We start from the raw sequence: 22807 nt of genomic DNA, 5'->3' as shown, positions 1-22807 counted from the left end.
GCGGAGTGACCAACCTATGTACTGGAGTTTTGCATGAGCATTTCCATTTCCTACAGCGCTACCTACGGCGGCGTCAGCGTTGCGAACTACCTCAATGACTGGTCGGCCTACTTTGGCGACGTCAACCATCGCCCGGGCCAGGTGGTCGATGGCACCAACACCGGCGGCTTCAACCCGGGCCCGTTCTCGGGTACCGAGTACGCCCTGAAGAGCACCAACAGCGACGCCGCGTTCGTGGCCGAAGGCAACCTGAACTACACCCTGTTCGAGAGCCCGAGCCACACCCTGTGGGGCAACCTGAACACCGTCTCGCTCGGCGACACCCTGACCGGTGGCCCGAGCGCCGGCGGCTACGACCTGGTCAGCCAGGAAGTCAGCTTCACCAACCTGGGCCTCAACAGCCTGCGCGACGAAGGCCGTGCTGGCGAAGTGCACAAGGTGGTGTATGGCCTGATGAGCGGCGACAGCTCGGCGCTGGCCGGCGAGATCGATGCCCTGCTCAAGGCGATCAGCCCGAACCTGTCGGTCAACTCGACGTTCGACGACCTGGCCGCGGCCGGTGTCGCCCACGTTGCCCCGGCATCCGCCGCCGCGGCCGACATCGGCCTGGTGGGTGTGCAGGATGTGGCCCAGGACTGGGCGCTGGCAGCCTGAATGGCCGCTTGAGGCATAAAAAAACGAATGAAAGATCGCTCTTCCATTCGTTCGCTTGAATCACCCCCGTCGCCCGAGTTTTCGAAGGCCAGGGCGGCGGCGGTGGCAAATTCTGGGGAGCGCCGCGATGGCTGTCAACGCGCGCGGCGTGCCTCTTGCCGACTCGCTCCGACGGAGCGGGTGGCGGTGTATTTCTCGACTTCCAACAGGACACCTCGATGAGCAGGCCGAACCCACTTGCCGGTTCCGAGACGCTGGCGGCCCTGGCCGCCTATAAAAGCGGCTTCTTCAACATCGGCCTGTTCTCGGCGGTGATCAACCTGCTGATGCTGGCGCCCGCGCTGTACATGCTGCAGGTGTACGACCGGGTGCTGGCGTCCGGCAACCAGATGACCCTGTTGATGCTGACGCTGATGATCGTCGGCCTGTTCGGCCTGATGGGCGCCCTGGAGTGGGTGCGCAGCCAGGTGGTGATCCGCCTGGGCACGCAGATGGACATGCGCCTGAACCAGCGGGTCTACGACGCGGCCTTCGAGGCCCAGCTCAAGGGCAGCCCGCAAGCCGCCGGCCAGGCCCTGAATGACCTGACGGCGCTGCGCCAGTTCGCCACCGGCAATGCGCTGTTCGCGTTTTTCGACGCGCCGTGGTTTCCGGTCTACCTGTTGGTGATCTTCCTGTTTCACCCCTGGCTTGGCCTGCTGGCCCTGGGCGGCGCGCTGCTGTTGGTGGCCCTGGCCTGGATCAACCAGCACATCTGCCAGGCGCCGCTGGCCGAGGCCAGCCAGCTGTCCATCAGCACCAGCCAGCAGGCCACGGCCAACCTGCGCAACGCCGACGCCATCGAAGCCATGGGCATGCTTGCCGCGCTGCGCGCGCGCTGGTTCGGTGGGCACCAGGCGTTCCTCGCCCAGCAGAACCTGGCCAGTGAAAAGACCGCGCTGATCAGTGCCTGGTCCAAGGGCGTGCGCCTGGCCCTGCAATCCTTGGTGCTGGGCCTTGGCGCGCTGCTGGCAGTGCAGGGGGAAATCACCCCGGGGATGATGATCGCCGGTTCGATCCTGATGGGCCGGGTGCTCAGCCCCATCGACCAGTTGATCGCCGTGTGGAAACAGTGGAGTTCGGCGCGCCTGGCCTATGCGCGGTTGTCAGAGATGCTGCAGGCCAATCCGCCACGCCCGGCGCGTATGAGCCTGCCCACGCCCAAGGGCGAACTGAGCGTCGAGCAACTGAGCGCCTGCGCCCCCGGCAGTCGCCGTCCGGCCCTGGCCAACCTGGGTTTCAGCCTGCCGGCCGGGCAGGTGCTGGGAGTCATCGGCCCCTCGGGTTGCGGCAAGTCGACCCTGGCGCGGCTGCTGGTGGGGGCCTGGACGCCGCTGGCCGGCAAGGTCCGCCTCGACGGCGCGGAACTGAGCCAGTGGGACCGCCAGCAACTCGGCCCGCACATCGGTTACCTGCCCCAGGATATCCAGCTGTTCGCCGGCAGCATCGCCGAGAACATCGCGCGCTTCGGCGAGGTGAATGCCGACCAGGTGCTGGCGGCGGCGCAGATGGCCGGGGTGCATCAGCTGATCCTGCAACTGCCGCAAGGCTATGACACGCGCCTGGGGGAGGGCGGGGCGGGGCTGTCCGGGGGGCAGAAGCAGCGCATCGGCCTGGCCCGCGCGCTGTATGGCCTGCCGGCGCTGATCGTGCTCGACGAGCCCAACGCCAACCTCGATGAGGCCGGCGAGCAGGCGCTGTTGCAGGCGATTGCCCAGCTCAAGCAGCAGCGCCGGACCCTGGTGCTGATCACCCACAAGCCCAACGTGCTGAGCCTGACCGACCAGTTGATGATCCTGCGCGAGGGCCAGTTGCAGGCCTTCGGGCCGACGACGCGGGTCCTGGAGACGATGCACAAGCCCAAGGCCGCCGCGGCCCCGGTGACGCCGGCGAGCACCCCGGCGGCCAGCATGAATGTCAGTTATCGCCTGGGCGTGGCCGCCGCCGGCGAAGGAAAAAAAGCATGAGCCAAGCACAACCCCTGGGTCGCCTGCCGACCGCCGACCACCAGCGCGCGCCGGGCACCCTGTTGGCCCTGGACGAGAAGAAATATTCGCGCCTGGGCTGGCTGCTGGTGCTTGGCGGCTTTGCTGGCTTCCTCGGCTGGGCCGCGCTGGCGCCCCTGGACAAGGGCGTGGCGGTGGCCGGCAAGGTCATGGTCTCCGGGCATCGCAAGGCGGTGCAGCACCCCAGCGGCGGCATCATCGAGCGCATCGAGGTGCGCGACGGCGAAGTGGTCAGCGCCGGCCAGGTGTTGATTCGCCTCAAGGAGCTGCCGCTGCGCACCCAGGTGCAGTCGCTGCGGACCCAGTTCCTCGGCTCCCTGGCCAGCGAGGCCCGCTTGAATGCCGAGCGCGATGGTGGCCAGGTCCTGGCCTTTGCCCCGGAACTGCGGGCCCAGGCCGATGACCCGGAAGTGGCCGCCACCATGGCCCTGCAGCGCCAGCTGTTCAGCAGCCGCGCCCAGGCCCTGGCCATGGAGCAGCAGGGCATCGCCGAAAGCATCGCCGGCTCCGAGGCCCAACTGCGCGGCACCCGCGATTCCCAGGCGAGCAAGGTGCTCCAGCGCAGCGCCTTGAACGAACAACTGCAAGGGCTGCGCGAACTCGCACGCGACGGCTATATCCCGCGCAACCGGCTGCTGGACAGCGAGCGCCTGTATGCGCAGATCGACGGCTCGATCGCCGAGGACTTCGGGCGCATCGGCCAGTTGCAGCGGCAGATCCTCGAGATGCGCTTGCGTATCCGCCAACGGGCCGAGGAGTTCCAGAAAGAGGTGCGCAGCCAGCTGGCCGAAACCCGTACCCGCAGCGAAGACCTGCGCAACCGCCTGGCCTCGGCCGAGTTCGAGCTGGCCAACAGTCTGGTGCGCGCGCCGGCGGCCGGGGTGGTGGTGGGGCTGGAGGTGTTCACCGAGGGCGGGGTGGTCAAGCCGGGGCAGGCGCTGATGGAGATCGTGCCCCAGGGCGAGCCGCTGCTGGTGGAGGCGCGGGTGCCGGTGCAGATGATCGACAAGGTGCACCCCGGGTTGCCGGTGGAACTGATGTTCTCGGCCTTCAGCCAGAGCACCACGCCGCGGGTCGCCGGGCAGGTGACCCTGGTGTCGGCCGACAGACAGGTGGACGAGCGCACCGACGAGCCGTACTACACCTTGCGTGCCGAGGTCAGCGCCGACGGCATGCAGCAACTGCGCGGCTTGCAGATCCGCCCGGGCATGCCGGTGGAAGCCTTTGTGCGTACCGGCGAGCGCTCGATGCTCAATTACCTGTTCAAGCCGTTGCTGGACCGCACGCACATGGCACTGGTGGAAGAATGAACCGGCGTCTTATCCCTTGGCTGCTGGCCAGCCTGTATGGCCTGTGCGCCCCCGCGGCCCACGCCCTGGGGCTGCTGGACGCTTACGCGCTGGCGGTGCGCAACGATCCGACCTTCCAGGCGGCGATCCAGGAGCGCGACGCCGGCGAAGAGAACCGCGTGCTGGGCCGCGCCGCCCTGTTGCCGACCCTGTCGTGGAATTACAACAATTCGCGCAACCAATCCGAGGTGACCCAGGCCACGCCCCTGGGGGACTCTTCCACCGATCGCGACTACCGCAGCTACGCCTCCAACCTGACCCTGCAGCAGCCGCTGCTGGATTACGAAGCCTATGCGCGCTTTCGCCAGGGCGCGGCCCAGGCGCTGTTCGCCGACGAGCGTTTTCGCAGCAAGAGCCAGGAACTGGCGGTGCGACTGTTGGGCGCCTACAGCCAGGCCCTGCTGGCCCAGGAGCGTATCGAACTGAGCCAGGCCCAGCGGCGCGCCTATGCCGAGCGCCTGCAACTCAACCAGCGTTTGCTCAAGGGCGGAGAAGGCACCCGCACCGACGTGCTGGAAACCCAGGCGCGCTTGAGCCTGGCCCTGGCCGAAGAGATCGAGGCCCGTGACCTGCAGGACAGCGCCCTGCGCGAGCTGGAAGCGATAGTCGGCCAGCCGTTGCGGGTCGACGAACTCGACCCGCTGGCCCGCCGGTTCGATATCCAGCCCATGCAGCCCAACCGTTTCGAGAGCTGGCGCGACCTGGCCGTCGCCAACAACCCGGAACTGGCCTCCCAGCAGCACGCGTTGCAGGCCGCGGAATATGAGGTGGAGCGCAAGCGCGCCGGGCATCTGCCCAAGGTCAGCCTCTACGCCAGCAGCCGCCAGACCCGTTCGGATTCGGAAAGCACCTACAACCAGAAGTACGACACCAACAGCGTCGGCATCCAGGTCAGCCTGCCGCTGTTCGCCGGCGGCTCGGTGTCGGCGTCGACCCGCCAGGCGGCCAGCCAGCTGTCCCAGGCGCAATACGAGCTGGATGCGCAGACCGCCAACGTGCTGATCGAGCTGCGCAAGCAGTTCAACCTCAACACCAGCGGCGCGGCGCGGGTCCGCGCCTATGAGATGGCGGTCGAATCGGCCGAGGCCCTGGTCCAGGCCACCCTGAAAAGCGTGCGCGGCGGCGAGCGGGTCAACCTCGACGTGCTGGATGCCGAGCAGCAGCTGTTCAGCGCCCGGCGCGACCTGGCCGATGCGCGGCACGCCTACCTGCTGGCGCGGGTCCAGCTCAGGTTCTATGCCGGCCTGCTCAATGAACAAGACTTGCAGCAGTTGGCCGGCTACTTTCGCCCCATCAGCTGACACTCTTCTGTAGCCGCTGCCGCAGGCTGCGATAAGGTCCGCAGGACCTTCAGCGATTTCAAGATCGCCACGGCCGTTCCGGTCGATCGCAGCCTGCGGCAGCGGCTACAGGAAACCGTGGAATGCAAACAGCCGTCACGAGGACGGCTGTTTGCTGTGCAGCGGGGCGGGTTCAACGCCGGGTCAGCAAGACCCCGGATTCCATGTGGTGGGTCCACGGGAACTGGTCGAACATCGCGCAGCGGGTGATGCGGTGGGTGTCGTGCAATTGGGCGATGTTGGCCGCCAGGGTTTCCGGGTTGCACGAGATGTACAGGATGTTGTCGAAGCGCCGGGTCAGCTCGCAGGTGTCCGGGTCCATGCCGGCGCGCGGCGGGTCGACGAACACACTGCCGAATTCGTAGCTCTTCAGGTCCACGCCCTGCAGGCGACGGAACGGACGCACTTCGTTCAAGGCTTCGGTCAGCTCTTCGGCGGACAGGCGCACCAGGGTGACGTTATCCACCGCGTTTTCGCTGAGGTTGCTCAGGGCCGCGTTGACCGAGGTCTTGCTGATCTCGGTGGCCAGCACCTTGCGCGCCCGGGTGGCCAGGGGCAGGGTGAAGTTGCCGTTGCCGCAGTACAGCTCCAGCAGGTCGTCCGGACGATCGCCCAGGGCGTCGTAGGCCCAGTTGAGCATCTTCTGGTTGACCGTGCCGTTGGGCTGGGTGAAGGCGCCTTCGGGCTGGCGGTAGCTGAAGGTGCGGCCGCCGACTTCGAGTTTCTCCACCACGTAATCGTGGCCGATCACTTCGCGCTTGCCCTTGGAACGGCCAATGACGCTGACGTTCAGGTCGGTCGCCAACTGGCTCGCCGCGGCGTGCCAGTGCTCGTCCAGCGGGCGGTGATAACACAGGGTGATCATCGCGTCGCCGGCCAGGGTGGTGAGGAACTCGACCTGGAACAGCTTGTGGCTCAAGGCGCTGCTGGCTTGCCAGGCGGCCTTGAGTTGCGGCATCAGCTGATTGATGCGCAGGCTGGCGATGGGGAATTCTTCGATCAGGATCGGCGTGCGTTTGTCTTCCTGGGAAAACATCGCGTAGTGACGCTCGCCGGCTTCGCGCCACAGGCGGAACTCCGCGCGCAGGCGGAAGTGCTGCAGCGGCGAATCGAAGACCTGTGGCTCGGGGGCATCGAACGGCGCCAGCAGTTCACGCAGGCGCGCGACCTTGTCGGCGAGCTGGGTGGCGTAAGCCTGGGAGTCGAAAGTCATGCGTTGAACCAACCCAACTTGATCACAAACAGTACCGACAGGATCACCAGCGGCGCGTTCAGCTCACGGGCGCGGCCCGACAGCAGCTTGATCGCGGTCCAGGCAATGAAGCCGAAGGCGATGCCGTTGGCGATGGAGTAGGTGAACGGCATGGCCAGGGCGGTGACCACCACGGGCGCGGCGACGGTGATGTCGTCCCAGTCTATTTCCGCCAGGCCCGACGTCATCAGTACCGCGACGAACAGCAGGGCCGGCGCGGTGGCGAAAGCTGGCACGCTGGCCGCCAGCGGCGAGAAGAACAGCGCCAGGAGGAACAGGATCGCCACGACGATGGCGGTCAGGCCGGTGCGGCCACCGGCGCTGACGCCGGCGGCGGATTCGATGTAGCTGGTGGTGGTCGAGGTGCCCAGCAGGGAGCCGGCCATGGCCGCGGTGCTGTCGGCAATCAGGGCCCGGCCCATTTTCGGCATGTGGCCGTCCTTGCCCATCAGGCCGGCGCGCTTGGCGACGCCGATCAGGGTGCCGGAGTTGTCGAACAGGTCGACGAACAGGAAGGCGAAGATCACGCTGACCAGGCCGATGTCCAGCGCGCCCTTGATGTCCAGTTGCAGGAAGGTCGGCGCCAGCGAAGGCGGCATCGAGGTCACGCCGCCGAACGGGGTGAAGCCCAGGGCGATGGAGACGATGGTCACCGAGAGGATGCCGATCAGGACCGCGCCGCGGACCTTCAGGGCTTCCAGGGCGACGATCAGGGCGAAGCCCAGGGTCGCGAGGATCGGCGCCGGTTGCTTCAGATCACCGAGGCCGACCATGGTCGCCGGGTTGCCGACCACGATGCCGGCATTGTGCAGGGCGATCAGCGCCAGGAACAGGCCGATACCGGCGGCGATCGCCGAGCGCAGCGGCAGCGGGATGCTGTTGATGATCCATTCGCGGATCTTGAAGATCGACAGCAGGAAGAACAGCACCGCCGAAATGAACACCGCGCCCAGCGCCACTTGCCAGGTATGGCCCATGTGCAGGACCACGGTGTAGGTGAAGAAGGCGTTCAGGCCCATGCCTGGAGCCAGGGCGATCGGGTAGTTGGCGATCAGGCCCATCACGGTCGAGCCGATGGCGGCGGCCAGGCAGGTGGCGACGAACACCGCACCCTTGTCCATGCCGGTCTCGCCGAGGATGCTCGGGTTGACGAACAGAATGTAGGCCATGGCCAGGAAGGTCGTGAGGCCCGCAAGAATCTCGGTCCGCACATTGGTGTTGTGTGCCTTGAGTTGAAACAGCCTTTCCAGCATGTCTGCTCCCCGTGGCGCGCAGGGCGCCGTGAATGTATCGACCCAGACAGCAAAGCACAGACCATAAAAAAGCGTCCGGGGATTTTGTGCGGGTCGGAAAAAGCCGCGCATCATACCAGCAGCGCAGGGCTATGGCTGCGATCCTCGGCGATGTTTTGCCCGAGTGGCGACTGGGGCATACTGCGCCGACGTTTTGGGGGGACTTATGCACAGCACGATAAAAACGATGGCCCTGGCGGTAGTGGCCAGCAGCCTGTGGTTGGGCACGGCGCCGGCCATGGCCCGTTCCGCGCCACCCTTGAGCCAGGTGGAAATCCTCAAGGTCGAGTCGCAGTCCTGTGGCCTGGAGGATGTGTCGGACGGACGCGACAAGACCGCCTGCGATCACCAGGGCCCGAACATCAAGGTGTACGTGCTGGAAATCGGCTATGGCCGCCAGCCCCGGGTGGCGCTGGACGGCTTCGAGGTCAACGGCACGCGCGCGGCAGTCTGCGAAGAGGGTTCCAGCCTGGTGCCGTGCGGCAACTCCGGGATCACCGTCGGCTACATCTATACCTTCGACCTGGCCGGCAAACAGGAAGGCACCTTCACCTTCAGCAACACCTCGCTCAACGCGCCGGGCAACAGCATGAGCGCGCAGATCTACATCAAGTGACGGCAGCGTCCGAACGCGGAGGGCTTTAAAGCTGACTAAGCTTTAAAGACCCTACCGCGGACACAGCCCATGACCTTTAGAGCCCTGATTCCCCTCGCCGAGGGTGTCGACGACCTGCAAAGCGTGACCCTGATCGATGTGCTGCGCCGTGCTCAAGTCGAAGTGCTGGTGGCCAGTATCGAAGGGCGGCGCATGCTCACCTGCGCCCGCGGCACCCGCATGACCGCCGACGGCATGCTGGTGGATGTGCTGGCCCAGAACTTCGACCTGATCGTGCTGCCTGGTGGTGCTGTCGGCGCGCAGCACCTGGCGGCCCATCAACCGCTGATGCAATTGGTCAAGGACCAGGCCGCCGCCGGGCGCCTGTTCGCCGGCATCGCCGAAGCGCCGGCCCTGGCCTTGCAGAATTACGGGGTGCTGCGCCAGCGGCGCATGACCTGCCTGCCCAGCGCCAGCCATCAGCTGTCGGGCTGCAACTTCGTCGACCAACCGGTGGTGGTGGATGGCAACTGCATCACCGCTCAAGGCTCGGGGGCGGCCCTGAGTTTTGCCCTGACCCTGGTGGAACAACTGTGCGGCAGGGGCCGGCGGACGGTGGTGGAGGGGGAGTTGCTGGTTTAGGGGCGACTGCGACTGACGCTCAAAACCGGGTAACAAAGGCTAATTAGCCGCTCCTTGCACAGCCCATCCGATCACACCTATAGTTCGCGCCGTCGCTGCCAATTCAGCGAACGGGTTTGGTCACCCGAAATTAAGAAGGCGCATGCGCCACCCTGGTATTGCGGGCATTTTTTCTATGCCCGCACGCTTTATGGTGGGCTGTGCGCGGGACACCTTCGGGTGTGCCGGGTGCCTTCTTTCCCGGTTGACCAACCTGTGCACAGTCCGCCACCTATCGTTTGGTCACGATTGGGGGCGGTCATTCATAAAGAAGGATTTAAGGATGAATACCCCGAAAACTACCGCTCACTATGTGCCGCTCAAATCCAACATAAGCCGGCCAGGCGTTTTCTTTATCAACGCCAACGCTTCCTCGGAGGCACTTCACGAAGCGGCGGAGCAACGTATGCGTGCGGCTGCCAATCTGCTGGAAACCCTGTGCTGTCTGAACTTCAGCCACGGCGATGTGAAGGACATACCGCACATCATCGATGTGCTCTATCTGCTGACCCGGGATGGGTGCGATCTATTGGAGGCGGCAAAATGGCGAGTGGTCGATGAGGCGCAGCCCAGCCACTGACGCTTGAGTCTGGCCGCGCCTGTCAGGCGCGGCTTTCGGCCTTGGCTTGTTCTTCCACCGGCCCATGCATGCGATCGCGACGGGCCAGGGTCGGGAACAGTTTTATCCACACTCCGGTCACCAGCAGGGTGCCGACTCCGCCGAGGACCACCGCCGGCACGGTGCCGAACCAGTGGGCGGTGAGCCCGGACTCGAACTCGCCGAGCTGGTTGGAAGCGCCGATGAACAGGCCGTTGACGGCGCTGACCCGGCCGCGCATTTCGTCCGGGGTTTCCAGTTGCACGAAGGAGGCGCGGATCACCATACTGATCATGTCCGCCGCGCCCAGCAGCACCAGCACCGCAAGCGAAAACCAGAACGAGGTCGACAGGCCGAAGGCAATGGTGGCGACGCCGAACACGCCGACGGCGGTGAACATCACCCGGCCGACATGGCGGTCGACCGCAAAGCGCGCCAGCCACAGCGACATCAGCAGCGCCCCCACCGCCGGTGCCGAGCGCAGCAGGCCCAGGCCCCAGGCGCCGGTGAGCAGGATGTCCTTGGCGAACACCGGCAGCAGGGCGGTGGCGCCGCCCAGCAATACGGCGAACAGGTCCAGGGAGATCGCCCCGAGAATGTCCGGCCGGCTGCGAATGAAGCGCACCCCGGCGAGCAATGAGTCCAGGGTGGCCTTGCCCTTGTTCAGCGGCGTCTGCCGCGCGGGCAGGTTGAGCATCAGGCAGCAGGCGATCACATACAGCAGCACGGTCGGGCCATAAACCCATACGCTGCCAAAGGCGTAGAGCAGGCCGCCGAGGGCCGGCGCGACGATGGTCGCCGATTGCTGGGCGGACTGCGCGGCGGCCACGGCGCGGGGGAACAGCGCGCTGGGCACGATGCTCGGCAGCAGCGCCTGGGTGGTCGGCATCTCGAAGGAGCGGGCGGCGCCCAGCAGGAACGCGAGGATGAAGATCATTTCGCGAGTGACGTTATGGGTGGCGCTGCCGATGGCCAGGGACAGGGCGATCAGCGCCTGCAGTGACTGGCAGATGGCTGCCACCTTGCGTCGGTCATAGCGGTCCGCCACATGCCCGGTGTGCAGCATGAACAGCACCCGCGGCGCGAACTCCACCAGCCCGACCAGGCCCAGGTCGAGCACGTTGCCGGTCAGTTGGTAGAGGTTCCAGCCGATGGCCACGGTGAGCATCTGGAAGCCGCTGGCGGTGAAGATCCGCGCCAGCCAGAAAGCAATGAATGGACGGTGATGGCGAAGCAGCAGAGGGTCTTGGCTGGGCATCTGAAAGGCAGGTCTGGGCGTGGAGTAAGGCGAGGTTATCACCAAGATGTAACCAATAGTTGCAGAATCCTTAGCCTCGCATCTATCCCGTTTATTCGAAATAGCCCAATCCCTGTAGCCGCTGCCGCAGGCTGCGATAAGGGCCGAAGGACCTTTGACGGAGCAGAAATCGCCACGACCGTTCCGGTCGATCGCAGCCTGCGGCAGCGGCTACAGGGAGAGCAAAACTTCGGGGAAACCCCGAGCTTGACGTGGTGAGGCAACCTGTCACGCGACAAAAGACCACACAAACCAACGGCGAAAATGCGACTACTCTTTCAGCGTTGATTGATCCAGATCAAAACCTTTTGCAAGGTTGGGTCTGGTGGCCTGATGGCCAGACTCCCTGCGTTGCGATGGGTTTAAAAAGAACGAATTCGAATTCGCCACACTCCAGATCCGTGGGGGCAGTGGGTGCAGGCCTCCAGCCGGCAGCCGGTATTACCTGACAGAGGAAAGCTTATGTTCGGTTTGGAGGCACTAGATCTCGCCCGAATTCAGTTCGCGTTCACCATCTCGTTCCACATCCTGTTCCCCGCCATCACCATCGGTCTGGCGAGCTACCTGGCGGTGCTCGAAGGTTTGTGGCTCAAGACCCGCGACGATACCTACCGTGACCTGTACCACTTCTGGTCGAAGATCTTCGCCGTCAACTTTGGCATGGGGGTGGTCTCGGGCCTGGTCATGGCCTACCAGTTCGGCACCAACTGGAGTCGGTTCTCCGATTTTGCCGGCTCCGTTACCGGGCCGCTGCTGACCTATGAAGTGCTCACCGCATTCTTCCTCGAAGCCGGCTTCCTCGGCGTGATGCTGTTCGGCTGGAACCGGGTCGGGCGCAAGCTGCACTTCTTCGCCACCGTAATGGTGGCCATCGGTACGCTGATTTCGACCTTCTGGATTCTCTCGTCCAACAGCTGGATGCAGACCCCGCAAGGCTACGAAATCGTCGATGGCCGAGTGATTCCAGTGGACTGGCTGGCGGTGGTGTTCAACCCGTCGTTCCCGTACCGCCTGGCGCACATGGCCACGGCCGCCTTTGTCGCCACCGCGTTCTTCGTCGGTTCGTCCGCTGCCTGGCACCTGCTGCGCGGCCGCGATAACCCGGCGATCCGCCGCATGCTGTCGATGGCCATGTGGATGGCCCTGATCGTCGCGCCGATCCAGGCCGTGATCGGCGACTTCCACGGTCTCAACACCCTCAAGCACCAGCCGGCGAAAATCGCCGCGATCGAAGGGCACTGGGAAAACGTCGGTAACGAGCCGACCCCGCTGATCCTGTTCGGCTGGCCGGACATGAAGGCTGAAAAGACCAAGTTTGCCGTCGAGATCCCGTATCTGGGCAGCCTCATCCTCACTCACTCGCTGGACAAACAGGTGCCGGCGCTCAAGGAATTCCCGCCGGAAGACCGGCCGAATTCGACCATCGTGTTCTGGTCGTTCCGGATCATGGTCGGCCTCGGCATGCTGATGATCCTCACCGGCCTGTGGAGCTTGTGGCTGCGCAAGCGTGACCGCATCTACCAGAACCGCGCGTTCCTGTACCTGGCGCTGTGGATGGGCCCATCCGGCCTGATCGCGATCCTCGCCGGCTGGTTCACCACCGAGATCGGTCGCCAGCCGTGGGTGGTCTACGGGCTGATGCGTACCGCGGACGCTTCGTCCGGGCATAGCCTGATGCAGATGAGCATCACCCTGGCGCTGTTTGTCGTGGTGTATTTCTCGCTGTTCGGGGTCGGTATCGGCTACATGATGCGCCTGGTGCGCAAAGGGCCGAAGACCAACGAAGGCGCGGAAGTCAGCCACGGTGGTCCTGGCCAGAAACGCACGCCGGCCCGTCCGCTGTCGGCCGCCGACGACGATGCCGAAGACAACGGCACCAGCCTGAACAAGGGGAATTGAGTCATGGGTATCGATCTTCCGCTGATCTGGGCCGTGATCATCATCTTCGGCATCATGATGTACGTGGTCATGGACGGGTTCGACCTGGGGATCGGGATTCTCTTCCCGTTCGTCAAGGACTCCCGCGACCGTGACGTGATGATGAACACCGTCGCCCCGGTCTGGGACGGCAACGAAACCTGGCTGGTGCTGGGCGGTGCCGCGCTGTTCGGCGCCTTCCCGCTGGCCTATTCGGTGGTGCTTTCGGCGCTGTACATGCCGCTGATCCTGATGCTTATCGGCCTGATCTTCCGCGGCGTGGCCTTCGAGTTCCGCTTCAAGGCCAAGGAAGCCAAGCGCCACATCTGGGACAAGGCGTTCATCGGCGGTTCGGTGGCGGCGACCTTCTTCCAGGGCCTGGCGCTGGGCGCCTTCATCGATGGCCTGCCGGTGGTCGACCGCCAGTACGCCGGCGGTTCGCTGGACTGGTTCACGTCGTTCACCCTGTTCTGCGGTGTCGCGCTGGTGGTGGCCTATGCCTTGCTCGGCTGCACCTGGCTGATCATGAAGACCGAAGGCAAGCTGCAGGAGCAGATGCATGACCTGGCGCGGCCGTTGGCTTTCGTGCTGCTGGCGGTGATCGGTGTCGTCAGTATCTGGACGCCGCTGGCCCACCCGGAAATCGCTTCGCGCTGGTTCACCCTGCCGAACCTGTTCTGGTTCCTGCCGGTGCCGATCCTGGTGCTGGTGACCATGTACGGCCTGCTGCGCGCGGTGGCCCGCAATGCTCACTACACGCCGTTCCTGCTGACCCTGGTGCTGATCTTCCTCGGCTACAGCGGCCTGGGCATCAGCCTGTGGCCGAACATCGTGCCGCCGTCGATCTCGATCTGGGACGCCGCCGCGCCGCCGCAAAGCCAGGGCTTCATGCTGGTGGGCACGCTGTTCATCATCCCGTTCATCCTGGGTTACACCTTCTGGAGCTACTACGTGTTTCGCGGCAAGGTCACCCACGAAGACGGCTACCACTAGTCAATGCGCCGCTCCCCGCGCGGGAGCGGACCTGCTCGCGATGGCGCCCCGAGCGACGCCATCGTCTCCATTCCGAGAGGAGTATTCGATGATGGCTGGTAAACCCACGTTGCAGGAAATCGAAGAAGCCGAGAAGAAACCGCTCTGGCAGCGCCTGGGCTGGCTCGCCGGGATCTGGGTCGGCAGCGTGCTGGCGCTGTTTATCGTCGCCAGCCTGATGCGCATGTTCATGAACGCCGCGGGCCTGACCACACACTGATTTTTACTACCGCTCATCCCATCCCGTTGCCTTGCGGCACGGTTTTATAGCCCTCCTCTGGAGGGTTTTTTTTGGTCTGGGGTTGCTACGTTTTTTCTTTCGTAGGAGCAGCCGGTCGACGCTCGATTGCTCGCGATGAACGATAACGCAGTGCTTCAGGCATTCCGCGTGGCACGTATCGCGAGCAAGCTTCGCTCCTACAGAGAGGGGGGATTATTTGCGGGCTTTGAGGATCACGAACTTGGGCGTGGCGGCCACTTGCTCGACGCCGCGGAACAGCCGCGCCAGCTTGCTGTGATAACCCAGGTGGCGGTTGCCGACGATGTACAGCGCGCCGCCCACCACCAGGGCTTCGCGGGCCTGCTGGAACATGCGCCAGGCGAGGAAGTCGCCGACCACCTGTTGCTGGTGGAAGGGCGGGTTGCACAGCACCACGTCCAGCGACTGCGGTTCCTGGCCGGCCAGGCCGTCGCCGGCGCGCACGGTCACTTCGCGCTCGCCCAGGGTCGCGCGCCAGTTCTCCAGGGCCGATTGCACGGCCATGAAGGATTCGTCCACCAGGGTGTAATGGGCATCGGGGTTGTGCAGGGCGCTGGCGATGGCCAGCACGCCGTTGCCGCACCCCAGGTCCGCGACCCGGGCCTTGCCGAGGTTTTTCGGCAGGTGCGGGAGGAAGGCGCGGGTGCCGATGTCCAGGCCTTCGCGGCAGAACACGTTGGCGTGGTTGAGCAGCTCGATGGCCGGCTCGTCGAGCTTGTAGCGGGTCGGGTAGGGCGAAACCGCCGGGGTTTTCGCCTCCGGGGTGGCGATCAGTAAACGGGCTTTTTTCACCGCCAGCGAAGCCTGTACCGGGCCGATATAGCGTTCCAGCAGGTCGCCGGCGGCCCGCGGCAGGTGCTTGACCATCGCCACCGCCACCACCTGGGCGCCCGGGGCCAGTTGGCCTTGCAGGCGGATCAGCTGTTCTTCCAGCAGGGCCAGGGTCTTGGGCACGCGGATCAGTACGCGGTCGAACGGCCCGGTCAACGGCTCGCTGGCCGGTACCACTGTTACGGCGTCGAATGGCAGGCCATTGCGCACCAGGTTTTTCTCCAGCGCCAGTGCGCCGAGAAACGAATCGCCGCTGCTGTGCACCTGTACGCGTCCGACCAGGCTGGCCGCCAGCGCGCCGAAGCTGTCGTTGAGCACCAGCACGCGGGTGTCCGCCGTCGGCTGCTGTTCGGCCAGGTGATTGAGCAAGTACTCGTCCGCCGCGTCGAAAGCTTGCAGGGGCTCGTTCTGTTGTTCGGGCTGGCGGATCAGGTCGAGCTGGGCGAAGGGGCTTTCGAGCAAGGGCATGGGGCGGACTCTTGGTAATCGGTGAATGTCCTGCCGGCGGGAGGGGCGCGATGCGGGCTGGACCGTTCGGGCAGGTGGCGCGCAGGCCGCGTGGCAGGTGCCCGAAGAGGGGGCCAATGGTACGTTTTTTTGCGCTCGATTGCCCGCGCTCTATGCCATTACAAACCGCCGGTGTTTCTGCCGCGCGCTTTGCGGGACACTAAGGGCATTCGCTTATTGGAGCCAGCCATGACTGCCAGTGCAGAAAAATACACGCGCCAGACCTTGCTCGACGTCCAGCCCCTGACTCCCAGCCTGTTTACCCTGCGCGTCACGCGGGACGCGGGTTTTCGCTTTCGCGCCGGGCAATTCGCCCGCCTGGGGGTGACCAAGGCCGATGGCAGCACGGTGTGGCGTGCGTACTCCATGGTGTCTTCGCCCTTCGACGAGTTTCTCGAGTTCTTCTCCATCGTCGTGCCTGGCGGTGAGTTCACCAGCGAGCTGAGCCGGCTGGGGGAGGGCGATACCCTGATGGTGGACCGGCAGGCGTTCGGTTATCTGACCCTCGACCGTTTCGTCGATGGCCGCGACCTCTGGCTGCTGTCCACCGGCACCGGGATCGCGCCTTTTGTTTCGATCCTCCAGGATTTCGAAGTCTGGGAGAAATTCGAGCGGATCATCCTGGTCTACAGCGTGCGCGAAGCCAAGGAACTGGCTTATCAGCAATTGCTGGCCGAGCTGAAACAGCGCGATTATCTGGCGGAAGTTGCCCACAAGCTGCAAGTCATCACCACGGTGACCCGTGAACAGCATCCGGGCAGCCTCAACGGGCGGATCACCCATCTGATCGAGAGTGGCGAACTGGAACGTGTCGCTGGCGTGCCCCTGAGCGCCGAGCACTCGCGAGTGATGCTCTGCGGCAACCCGCAGATGATCGACGACACCCGCGCCTTGCTCAAACAACGGGACATGCACCTGAGCCTGACCCGGCGGCCCGGGCAGGTGGCGGTGGAAAACTACTGGTAAAAAAATGGCGCCGCCTGACTTGCAGGGGGCGCCGTTTTGTTGCGGCAGGAGTCTCAGGGCTTGTTGTTCTGCGCCTTGAGCAGGTCGCGGATCTCGCCCAGCAGCTCTTCTTCCTTGGTCGGAACCGGCGGCAGGGTTGGCGCCACGGCCTCTTCGCGCTTCAGGCGGTTGATCGCCTTCACACCCATGAAGATGGCAAAGGCAACGATGATGAAGTCGATCAGGCTCTGGATGAATTTGCCGTAGGCCAGCACCACGGCCGGCGTCTCGCCGACAGCTTCCTTGAGCGTGATCGCCAGATCACTGAAGTCCACCCCACCGATCAGCAAGCCGATTGGCGGCATGACTACATCGCCAACAAACGACGAGACGATCTTGCCGAATGCGGCGCCAATGATAATACCGACGGCCATGTCGACCACATTACCTTTGACCGCGAAGGCCTTGAACTCACTTAGCACGCCCATAGGTTATTCCTTGTTACAGATGAGGTTGGTGAACGCAGTGTAATTCAGCACAAGGCATCTTGCTTGCAACAACTGCTTACAGCGTTCGCAGTTATCGACCGAGTTAACGGCAAATAGTTTACAAAGTGCCATCAATCGCGCGCGAAATACCTGCGCTTGCTCTTACATACCAGAATATTTTTTCAATCAGACTGTTGCGACCTTTCTATTTAGAGTTCGACTCTTTGGTCACTAGCCTCTGACAGGCGCACCTGGATGCGTTTGATTAAAACCAGAGGAATAAAACATGACCATGATCATTGGCCTTGGGAGTTTTTCCCAACGACGCGTATTGGGCGTACTCGCCGCCAGTATGCTTTCTCTTTCCGTACAGGCCGCCACTCTGACCCGCGATAACGGGGCCGCGGTGGGCGATAACCAGAACTCGCAGACCGCGGGCGCTACCGGACCGGTATTGCTGCAGGATGTGCAGTTGATCCAGAAGCTCCAGCGTTTCGATCGCGAGCGCATTCCAGAGCGGGTGGTGCATGCCCGTGGCACCGGTGCCCATGGTTCCTTCACCGTGACCGACAGCCTGAGCGACCTGACCAAGGCCAAGGTATTCGCCGCCGGCCAGGTAACACCGGTATTCGTACGTTTTTCCGCGGTAGTGCATGGCAACCATTCGCCGGAAACCCTGCGTGACCCGCGCGGTTTTGCCACCAAGTTCTATACCGCCGACGGTAACTGGGACCTGGTCGGCAACAACTTCCCGACTTTCTTTATTCGCGACGCGATCAAATTCCCGGACATGGTGCATGCATTCAAACCTGATCCGCGCACCAACCTGGATGACGATTCCCGGCGCTTCGATTTCTTCTCCCATGTTCCGGAAGCCACCCGGACCCTGACCGAGCTGTATTCCAATTCCGGCACTCCGGCCAGTTACCGGGAAATGGACGGTAACGGCGTGCACGCCTACAAGTTGGTGAATGCCAAGGGCGAAGTGCATTACGTGAAGTTTCACTGGAAGAGTTTGCAGGGCATCAACAACCTCGATCCCAAACAAGTGGTCGAGGTGCAGGGGCGCGATTACAGCCATATGACCAATGACCTGGTGGCGCATATCAACAAGGGCGACTTCCCGAAATGGGACCTGTATGTCCAGGTCCTGAAGCCGGAAGATCTGGCCAAGTTCGATTTCGACCCGCTGGATGCCACCAAGATCTGGCCGGGCGTGCCTGAGCGCAAGGTCGGGCAGATGGTGCTCAACCGCAACCCGGCCAACGTGTTCCAGGAAACCGAACAGGTGGCCATGGCCCCGGCCAACCTGGTACCGGGCATCGAGCCGTCGGAAGACCGCCTGCTGCAAGGCCGGGTGTTCTCCTATGCCGATACCCAGCTGTACCGCCTGGGCGCCAACGCCCTGCAATTGCCGATCAACGCACCGAAAGTCGCGGTGAACAACGGCAACCAGGACGGCGCGATGAACAGCGGCAGCACCAGCACCGGCGTGAACTATCAGCCGAGCCGCCTGATGCCGCGTGAAGAGCCGCAAAGCGCGCGCTACAGCCAGCTGGCGCTGAGTGGCAGCACCCAGCAGGCGAAGATCCAGCGCGAGCAGAACTTCAAGCAGGCCGGCGATCTGTATCGTTCGCTGAGCCAGAAGGAGCGTCAGGACCTGATCGAGAACTTCGGCGGTTCCCTGGCGACCACCGATGACGAGAGCAAGCACATCATGCTGTCGTTCCTCTACAAGGCCGATCCGGAGTACGGCACTGGCGTGACCAAGGTGGCCAAGGGCGACCTGGCCCGGGTCAAGGCCCTGGCCGCCAAGCTGTCGGATTGATCCCACCCCGCGTCACGCCCCTGGCGTGACGCTTCCTCTTTATATAGGCGCGAGGCTTGCCCGCGAAAGGCCGCAAAGCGGCTCCAATACCGGTGATGGCGTTCTAGCTGACGAACGTTTGCCCGGGCTGAAGTCATCGCGGGCAAGCCTCGCTCCTACAGAATCTTTGAGACAAGGGAGTCGCACCATGCGCCTGTTCATTTCGCTGCTGCTGGCCGCCTGCTCGCTGGGCGCTCATGCGCAGCCACCGGCCCCCGCGGACCCGGTGGCGGTCAAGGTCCAACTAGAGAATTACTACTTCGATGCGGCCCGTCGCGGCGACGTCGAGATGCTCAATACCTTTATCGAGGCCGGTTATTCCCTCGATACCCAGGACGAGAAGGGCTACACCGCCCTGATCCTCGCGGCATATCACGGCCAGGGGCCGGCGGTGGAGCGTTTGCTGGCCGCCGGTGCCGACGCCTGCGTGCAGGATAAAAGGGGCAACACGGCGCTGATGGGCGCCATTTTCAAGGGCGAAGTGAAGATCGCCCGGCGCCTGCTGGCCACCGACTGCAACCCCGACCAGCGCAACGGCGCCGGCCAGACGGCGGCGATGTACGCCGGGCTGTTCAAGCGGGTGGAGCTGCTCGACGCCCTGGCGACCAAGGGCGCCGACCTGAATGCCGAGGACTCGCTGGGCAACAGCGCCACGCGTCTGGCCGAGGGCGAAATCCGCACGGTGGCGCCGCGCTGATCCGCTCCAGCTGAGCTATCATCGCGGTTTTTGCCCGGGGGATCAGATGGCCAAGGCCAAGCGCATGTACGGCTGCACCGAGTGCGGCGCAACCTTTCCCAAATGGGCCGGCCAGTGCGGCGAATGCGGGGCCTGGAACACCCTGACCGAAACCATGGTGGAAAGCGGCGGTGCCGCGGCCCCCAGCGGTCGTACCGGCTGGGCCGGGCAGCAGGCGCAGATCAAGACCCTGGCCGAGGTCAGCGTCGAAGAGATCCCGCGTTTTTCCACGGCTTCCGGCGAACTGGACCGGGTGCTCGGCGGCGGCCTGGTCGACGGTTCGGTGGTGCTGATCGGCGGCGACCCGGGGATCGGCAAGTCGACCATTTTGTTACAGACTTTGTGCAACATCGCCACGCGCATGCCGGCGCTCTACGTCACCGGCGAGGAATCGCAGCAACAGGTGGCGATGCGCGCCCGGCGCCTGGGCCTGCCCCAGGATCAGCTGCGGGTGATGACCGAAACCTGTATCGAAACCATCATCGCCACGGCCCGGCAGGAGAAGCCCAAGGTCATGGTGATCGACTCGATCCAGACCATCTTCACCGAGCAGCTGCAATCGGCCCCCGGCGGTGTTTCCCAGGTGCGCGAAAGCGCCGCGCTGCTGGTGCGCTACGCCAAGCAGAGCGGCACGGCGATCTTCCTGGTGGGCCATGTGACCAAGGAGGGCGCGCTGGCCGGGCCGCGGGTCCTCGAGCACATGGTCGACACGGTGCTGTATTTCGAAGGTGAATCCGACGGCCGCCTGCGCTTGCTGCGGGCGGTGAAGAACCGTTTCGGCGCGGTCAACGAACTGGGCGTATTTGGCATGACCGACCGCGGCCTGAAAGAAGTTTCCAATCCTTCGGCGATCTTTCTCACCCGTGCCCAGGAAGAAGTCCCGGGCAGTGTGGTCATGGCTACCTGGGAAGGCACCCGGCCGATGCTGGTGGAAGTCCAGGCGCTGGTGGATGACAGCCACCTGGCCAACCCGCGGCGGGTTACCCTGGGCCTGGACCAGAACCGCCTGGCGATGCTGCTGGCGGTACTGCACCGCCACGGCGGCATTCCGACCCACGATCAGGACGTGTTCCTCAACGTCGTCGGCGGGGTCAAGGTGCTGGAAACTGCCTCCGACCTGGCGCTGATGGCGGCGGTAATGTCGAGCCTGCGCAATCGGCCCTTGCCCCACGACTTGCTGGTGTTCGGCGAAGTCGGCCTGTCTGGTGAAGTGCGCCCGGTGCCGAGCGGCCAGGAGCGCCTCAAGGAAGCGGCCAAGCACGGCTTCAAACGGGCCATCGTGCCCAAGGGCAATGCCCCTAAAGAGCCACCGCCGGGCTTGCGAATCATTGCGGTAACCCGTCTGGAGCAGGCGCTGGATGCGCTGTTCGAATGACCCCTTGTGCCACTGAAAGGAAGCAGTTGATGCAGATGACAGGAGCGGGCCTTGGCGCCCTTGGTTTTACGCTGTTGTGGGTAAGCGGCCTGGCTGTGGCCAGCCAGGAAGATGCGCCGCACGGCTATCGGATTGCCCAGGAATTGCTGGTCGGCGACGGCACGGTGCTCGAGGTCCTGGAAGACCGGCGCATCACCGCGCAATTGCATGCGCAGAGCTGGGGCAGTGGCCTGGACGAGGAAACCTTCGACGAGTCGACGGACAGCGAGCACCAGCCGCAGCTGGAGGCTCGGGTGCGCCTGGTGTCGGAGGTTGGCGAAGTGCTGGCCGAGCAGTCCCTGGGCTACCCGCTGGCGAAGGTGGAGAAGGCACCGCTCAGTGGCCTGCCATACCCGGCATTTTTCCTCACCGTCGATCAGACGGCCCCAATGGGCAGCTATAGCGGCCCGGCCACGCAGATCCTGGCGCCGACGCAAAGCCGCTTGGAGCCCGTACTGTATCGGGACGAAAACGGGGAGCAGCGCCCGCTGGCGATGGCCCAGACCGGCAAGGCGGCCTGGCAGATCCTTCCATCGGCATCGGGGGCTACCGAGTCGATCGCCCAGGTGTCTTCGGCGCCTGCCAGCGAGGGTGACGATTTTGTGACCACCTATCGGATTTATCGCTGGGTGGACGGGCAGTGGACCGCCGCCAGTCGGCAACAGCCCGGTTATTGGGATATGGAAAGCGAATTTCCCGAGCCTTCGGCGTTCCCCTGAACGGCTGACGGGAAGAGGCGGGCGCTCAAACCTCCAGCAGCGCCCCCAGCTCGCGCTCCAGCTCCTGCGGGTCGGCGAGATTCAGTTCGATCAGCCGGCGCAGATGTTCGATCGACTCCAGGTCTATATGCAGGCAGACGAAGCCCAACTGACCGTGATCGTCGTGCGCCAGTCGCACGTCCATGCGTACTTCGGCGTCATCGCTCAAATGGATATCGGCTTCGAACGGCTGGCTTTCGTCCCCCAGCCAGGGATCGGGGCGCTGGATCAGCATGCCCCTGAGCGAGAGATCGACCAACTGCACGGACCAGCGATAAGGGCCCTGGCTCAGTTCGGTACGGGCATCGAAGGCGATGCGTTTGAAACGGCGACGATCGGAATGGTGTTCGCTCATGAGCAGCCCCTCTGCATGGTGAAATGACTATAGACCCGGGTTTGCCCAACCCGCTACAGCCAGCGGCGCACCTTGCGGCAATAGTCACGGTAGCGGTCGCCGAACAACTCCAGCAGATGGTGCTCGTCCGGCCGGATCACCGTCAGGTTCATCAGGTAAATCAGCAGCGGCAACAGCAGCCACGGCCACAGGCTGCCGAGCAACAGGGCGATGGCGCAGTAACCCAGGGTGTCGCCGAGATTGATGGGGTTGCGCGAGATTGCGAACGGGCCATCGCACAGCAGGCGCCGGGGTTCGCCGGCATTGCTGGTGGTGGTGTGCCGTTGCCTGAGACGCCACATCGCCCAGAACGACAGGCCCTGGCCGCCGATAATCAACAGCAGGGCCAGGGTGCGCAGCCAGCCGTTGACCGGGACCGGCAAGGGCACACCGTCGGCAAGCGACAGCGCCGCCACCAGGAACAGCAGATACAGCAGCGGCGGTGACAACGGCGGTCTATTGGGCGGCGCGGGCATGGGCACTCCAGACGACGAGTCCTTACAGGTGCGACCGCTTTTTCGCTCGGGTGGTTCAGTGCTCCGGGAACGCTTGCACC

Annotated in this window: 22 protein-coding genes; 15 read left to right on the top strand and 7 right to left on the bottom strand. The window is 64.3% G+C overall.

Annotated elements, in window-relative coordinates:
* Nucleotides 1-33: 33 nt before the first annotated feature.
* The 4 genes from PMI20_RS29415 to PMI20_RS29400 all read left to right on the top strand — a co-directional run bounded on the left by PMI20_RS29415 (nt 34) and on the right by PMI20_RS29400 (nt 5349).
* On the top strand, nt 34-654 hold the full coding sequence (locus PMI20_RS29415) for a heme acquisition protein HasA (RefSeq protein ID WP_007928863.1): 621 nt from the start codon (nt 34-36) through the stop codon (nt 652-654).
* A 218-nt stretch (nt 655-872) separates the two neighbouring features.
* Nucleotides 873-2660 (top strand): type I secretion system permease/ATPase, encoded by a 1788-nt coding sequence (locus PMI20_RS29410; RefSeq protein WP_007928861.1) that lies wholly within the window; start codon nt 873-875, stop codon nt 2658-2660.
* The gene (locus PMI20_RS29405; RefSeq protein ID WP_007928859.1) at nt 2657-4009 is read left to right on the top strand and encodes an HlyD family type I secretion periplasmic adaptor subunit; all 1353 of its coding nucleotides are present in this window, start codon (nt 2657-2659) and stop codon (nt 4007-4009) included. Before PMI20_RS29410 ends, PMI20_RS29405 begins: the two co-directional genes overlap by 4 nt.
* Nucleotides 4006-5349: a TolC family outer membrane protein gene (locus PMI20_RS29400; protein ID WP_007928857.1), complete on the top strand. Its 1344-nt coding sequence runs from the start codon at nt 4006-4008 to the stop codon at nt 5347-5349. Before PMI20_RS29405 ends, PMI20_RS29400 begins: the two co-directional genes overlap by 4 nt.
* A 172-nt stretch (nt 5350-5521) precedes the next feature.
* Here PMI20_RS29400 and trmA read toward each other — a convergent pair whose 3' ends face one another.
* Together trmA and PMI20_RS29390 are read right to left on the bottom strand one after the other, a co-directional pair.
* Nucleotides 5522-6601: a tRNA (uridine(54)-C5)-methyltransferase TrmA gene (trmA, locus tag PMI20_RS29395; RefSeq protein WP_007930012.1), complete on the bottom strand. Its 1080-nt coding sequence runs from the start codon at nt 6599-6601 to the stop codon at nt 5522-5524.
* On the bottom strand, nt 6598-7893 hold the full coding sequence (locus PMI20_RS29390; protein ID WP_007930015.1) for an NCS2 family permease: 1296 nt from the start codon (nt 7891-7893) through the stop codon (nt 6598-6600). Before PMI20_RS29390 ends, trmA begins: the two co-directional genes overlap by 4 nt.
* A gap of 205 nt (nt 7894-8098) precedes the next feature.
* On the opposite strand from PMI20_RS29390, the gene PMI20_RS29385 reads away from it, so the two are divergent.
* The 3 genes from PMI20_RS29385 (at nt 8099) to PMI20_RS29375 (ending at nt 9788) form a co-directional block, all read left to right on the top strand.
* A complete protein-coding gene (locus tag PMI20_RS29385; RefSeq protein WP_037035572.1) occupies nt 8099-8548 on the top strand; it encodes a DUF4879 domain-containing protein in 450 nt (149 codons plus the stop codon).
* A 69-nt stretch (nt 8549-8617) separates the two neighbouring features.
* Nucleotides 8618-9169 (top strand): DJ-1 family glyoxalase III, encoded by a 552-nt coding sequence (locus tag PMI20_RS29380; RefSeq protein ID WP_007930019.1) that lies wholly within the window; start codon nt 8618-8620, stop codon nt 9167-9169.
* Nucleotides 9170-9491: 322 nt separating this feature from the next.
* A complete protein-coding gene (locus tag PMI20_RS29375) occupies nt 9492-9788 on the top strand; it encodes a hypothetical protein (protein WP_007930022.1) in 297 nt (98 codons plus the stop codon).
* 22 nt (nt 9789-9810) lie between these two features.
* On the opposite strand, the gene PMI20_RS29370 is transcribed toward PMI20_RS29375, so the two are convergent.
* The gene (locus tag PMI20_RS29370; RefSeq protein WP_007930024.1) at nt 9811-11064 is read right to left on the bottom strand and encodes an MFS transporter; all 1254 of its coding nucleotides are present in this window, start codon (nt 11062-11064) and stop codon (nt 9811-9813) included.
* A 501-nt stretch (nt 11065-11565) separates the two neighbouring features.
* On the opposite strand from PMI20_RS29370, the gene PMI20_RS29365 reads away from it, so the two are divergent.
* The 3 genes from PMI20_RS29365 to PMI20_RS29355 all read left to right on the top strand — a co-directional run bounded on the left by PMI20_RS29365 (nt 11566) and on the right by PMI20_RS29355 (nt 14272).
* Nucleotides 11566-13002 carry a cytochrome ubiquinol oxidase subunit I gene (locus tag PMI20_RS29365; protein WP_007930025.1) on the top strand — a complete coding sequence of 479 codons (1437 nt, stop codon included), beginning with the start codon at nt 11566-11568 and terminating at the stop codon, nt 13000-13002.
* Nucleotides 13003-13005: 3 nt separating this feature from the next.
* On the top strand, nt 13006-14013 hold the full coding sequence (gene cydB, locus PMI20_RS29360) for a cytochrome d ubiquinol oxidase subunit II (protein ID WP_007930026.1): 1008 nt from the start codon (nt 13006-13008) through the stop codon (nt 14011-14013).
* A 91-nt stretch (nt 14014-14104) separates the two neighbouring features.
* The gene (locus PMI20_RS29355; protein WP_023969448.1) at nt 14105-14272 is read left to right on the top strand and encodes a DUF2474 domain-containing protein; all 168 of its coding nucleotides are present in this window, start codon (nt 14105-14107) and stop codon (nt 14270-14272) included.
* 213 nt (nt 14273-14485) lie between these two features.
* Here PMI20_RS29355 and PMI20_RS29350 read toward each other — a convergent pair whose 3' ends face one another.
* A complete protein-coding gene (locus tag PMI20_RS29350) occupies nt 14486-15610 on the bottom strand; it encodes a methyltransferase (RefSeq protein WP_007930028.1) in 1125 nt (374 codons plus the stop codon).
* A 228-nt stretch (nt 15611-15838) separates the two neighbouring features.
* Between PMI20_RS29350 and PMI20_RS29345 the strand changes: the two genes are divergently transcribed.
* Complete coding sequence (locus tag PMI20_RS29345; RefSeq protein WP_007930029.1) at nt 15839-16615, top strand: ferredoxin--NADP reductase; 777 nt, start codon at nt 15839-15841, stop codon at nt 16613-16615.
* Nucleotides 16616-16668: 53 nt separating this feature from the next.
* Here the strand turns inward: PMI20_RS29345 and mscL are convergent, their stop codons facing one another.
* Nucleotides 16669-17082: a large-conductance mechanosensitive channel protein MscL gene (mscL, locus tag PMI20_RS29340; protein ID WP_007930031.1), complete on the bottom strand. Its 414-nt coding sequence runs from the start codon at nt 17080-17082 to the stop codon at nt 16669-16671.
* 286 nt (nt 17083-17368) lie between these two features.
* On the opposite strand from mscL, the gene katB reads away from it, so the two are divergent.
* The 4 genes from katB to PMI20_RS29320 all read left to right on the top strand — a co-directional run bounded on the left by katB (nt 17369) and on the right by PMI20_RS29320 (nt 21818).
* Nucleotides 17369-18910 (top strand): catalase KatB, encoded by a 1542-nt coding sequence (gene katB / locus PMI20_RS29335; RefSeq protein ID WP_007930032.1) that lies wholly within the window; start codon nt 17369-17371, stop codon nt 18908-18910.
* 187 nt (nt 18911-19097) lie between these two features.
* Entirely contained in the window at nt 19098-19646 is a 549-nt protein-coding gene (locus PMI20_RS29330; RefSeq protein WP_007930033.1) for an ankyrin repeat domain-containing protein, read from the top strand.
* A 46-nt stretch (nt 19647-19692) separates the two neighbouring features.
* Nucleotides 19693-21060, top strand: a complete 1368-nt coding sequence (gene radA, locus PMI20_RS29325) for a DNA repair protein RadA (protein WP_007930034.1) — start codon at nt 19693-19695, stop codon at nt 21058-21060.
* Nucleotides 21061-21089: 29 nt separating this feature from the next.
* Nucleotides 21090-21818: a hypothetical protein gene (locus tag PMI20_RS29320; RefSeq protein ID WP_007930035.1), complete on the top strand. Its 729-nt coding sequence runs from the start codon at nt 21090-21092 to the stop codon at nt 21816-21818.
* Between the two features lie 25 nt (nt 21819-21843).
* Here the strand turns inward: PMI20_RS29320 and PMI20_RS29315 are convergent, their stop codons facing one another.
* Both PMI20_RS29315 and PMI20_RS29310 read right to left on the bottom strand, forming a co-directional pair.
* Nucleotides 21844-22212 (bottom strand): PilZ domain-containing protein, encoded by a 369-nt coding sequence (locus PMI20_RS29315; RefSeq protein ID WP_007930036.1) that lies wholly within the window; start codon nt 22210-22212, stop codon nt 21844-21846.
* Between the two features lie 53 nt (nt 22213-22265).
* A complete protein-coding gene (locus PMI20_RS29310) occupies nt 22266-22727 on the bottom strand; it encodes a methyltransferase family protein (RefSeq protein ID WP_007930037.1) in 462 nt (153 codons plus the stop codon).
* Nucleotides 22728-22807 lie beyond the last annotated feature (80 nt).

Source organism: Pseudomonas sp. GM17 (assembly GCF_000282175.2).
Classification (GTDB): domain Bacteria; phylum Pseudomonadota; class Gammaproteobacteria; order Pseudomonadales; family Pseudomonadaceae; genus Aquipseudomonas; species Aquipseudomonas chlororaphis.
This window is presented reverse-complemented; position numbering and strand designations above follow the sequence as displayed.

Excerpts from the sequence above, each read along its gene's own strand:
- PMI20_RS29415 (WP_007928863.1), top strand. The coding sequence starts at position 34 with ATGAGCATTTCCATTTCCTACAGCGCTACCTACGGCGGCGTCAGCGTT.
- PMI20_RS29410 (WP_007928861.1), top strand. The coding sequence starts at position 873 with ATGAGCAGGCCGAACCCACTTGCCGGTTCCGAGACGCTGGCGGCCCTG.
- PMI20_RS29405 (WP_007928859.1), top strand. The coding sequence starts at position 2,657 with ATGAGCCAAGCACAACCCCTGGGTCGCCTGCCGACCGCCGACCACCAG.
- PMI20_RS29400 (WP_007928857.1), top strand. The coding sequence starts at position 4,006 with ATGAACCGGCGTCTTATCCCTTGGCTGCTGGCCAGCCTGTATGGCCTG.
- trmA (WP_007930012.1), bottom strand. The coding sequence starts at position 6,601 with ATGACTTTCGACTCCCAGGCTTACGCCACCCAGCTCGCCGACAAGGTC.
- PMI20_RS29390 (WP_007930015.1), bottom strand. The coding sequence starts at position 7,893 with ATGCTGGAAAGGCTGTTTCAACTCAAGGCACACAACACCAATGTGCGG.
- PMI20_RS29385 (WP_037035572.1), top strand. The coding sequence starts at position 8,099 with ATGCACAGCACGATAAAAACGATGGCCCTGGCGGTAGTGGCCAGCAGC.
- PMI20_RS29380 (WP_007930019.1), top strand. The coding sequence starts at position 8,618 with ATGACCTTTAGAGCCCTGATTCCCCTCGCCGAGGGTGTCGACGACCTG.
- PMI20_RS29375 (WP_007930022.1), top strand. The coding sequence starts at position 9,492 with ATGAATACCCCGAAAACTACCGCTCACTATGTGCCGCTCAAATCCAAC.
- PMI20_RS29370 (WP_007930024.1), bottom strand. The coding sequence starts at position 11,064 with ATGCCCAGCCAAGACCCTCTGCTGCTTCGCCATCACCGTCCATTCATT.
- PMI20_RS29365 (WP_007930025.1), top strand. The coding sequence starts at position 11,566 with ATGTTCGGTTTGGAGGCACTAGATCTCGCCCGAATTCAGTTCGCGTTC.
- cydB (WP_007930026.1), top strand. The coding sequence starts at position 13,006 with ATGGGTATCGATCTTCCGCTGATCTGGGCCGTGATCATCATCTTCGGC.
- PMI20_RS29355 (WP_023969448.1), top strand. The coding sequence starts at position 14,105 with ATGGCTGGTAAACCCACGTTGCAGGAAATCGAAGAAGCCGAGAAGAAA.
- PMI20_RS29350 (WP_007930028.1), bottom strand. The coding sequence starts at position 15,610 with ATGCCCTTGCTCGAAAGCCCCTTCGCCCAGCTCGACCTGATCCGCCAG.
- PMI20_RS29345 (WP_007930029.1), top strand. The coding sequence starts at position 15,839 with ATGACTGCCAGTGCAGAAAAATACACGCGCCAGACCTTGCTCGACGTC.
- mscL (WP_007930031.1), bottom strand. The coding sequence starts at position 17,082 with ATGGGCGTGCTAAGTGAGTTCAAGGCCTTCGCGGTCAAAGGTAATGTG.
- katB (WP_007930032.1), top strand. The coding sequence starts at position 17,369 with ATGACCATGATCATTGGCCTTGGGAGTTTTTCCCAACGACGCGTATTG.
- PMI20_RS29330 (WP_007930033.1), top strand. The coding sequence starts at position 19,098 with ATGCGCCTGTTCATTTCGCTGCTGCTGGCCGCCTGCTCGCTGGGCGCT.
- radA (WP_007930034.1), top strand. The coding sequence starts at position 19,693 with ATGGCCAAGGCCAAGCGCATGTACGGCTGCACCGAGTGCGGCGCAACC.
- PMI20_RS29320 (WP_007930035.1), top strand. The coding sequence starts at position 21,090 with ATGCAGATGACAGGAGCGGGCCTTGGCGCCCTTGGTTTTACGCTGTTG.
- PMI20_RS29315 (WP_007930036.1), bottom strand. The coding sequence starts at position 22,212 with ATGAGCGAACACCATTCCGATCGTCGCCGTTTCAAACGCATCGCCTTC.
- PMI20_RS29310 (WP_007930037.1), bottom strand. The coding sequence starts at position 22,727 with ATGCCCGCGCCGCCCAATAGACCGCCGTTGTCACCGCCGCTGCTGTAT.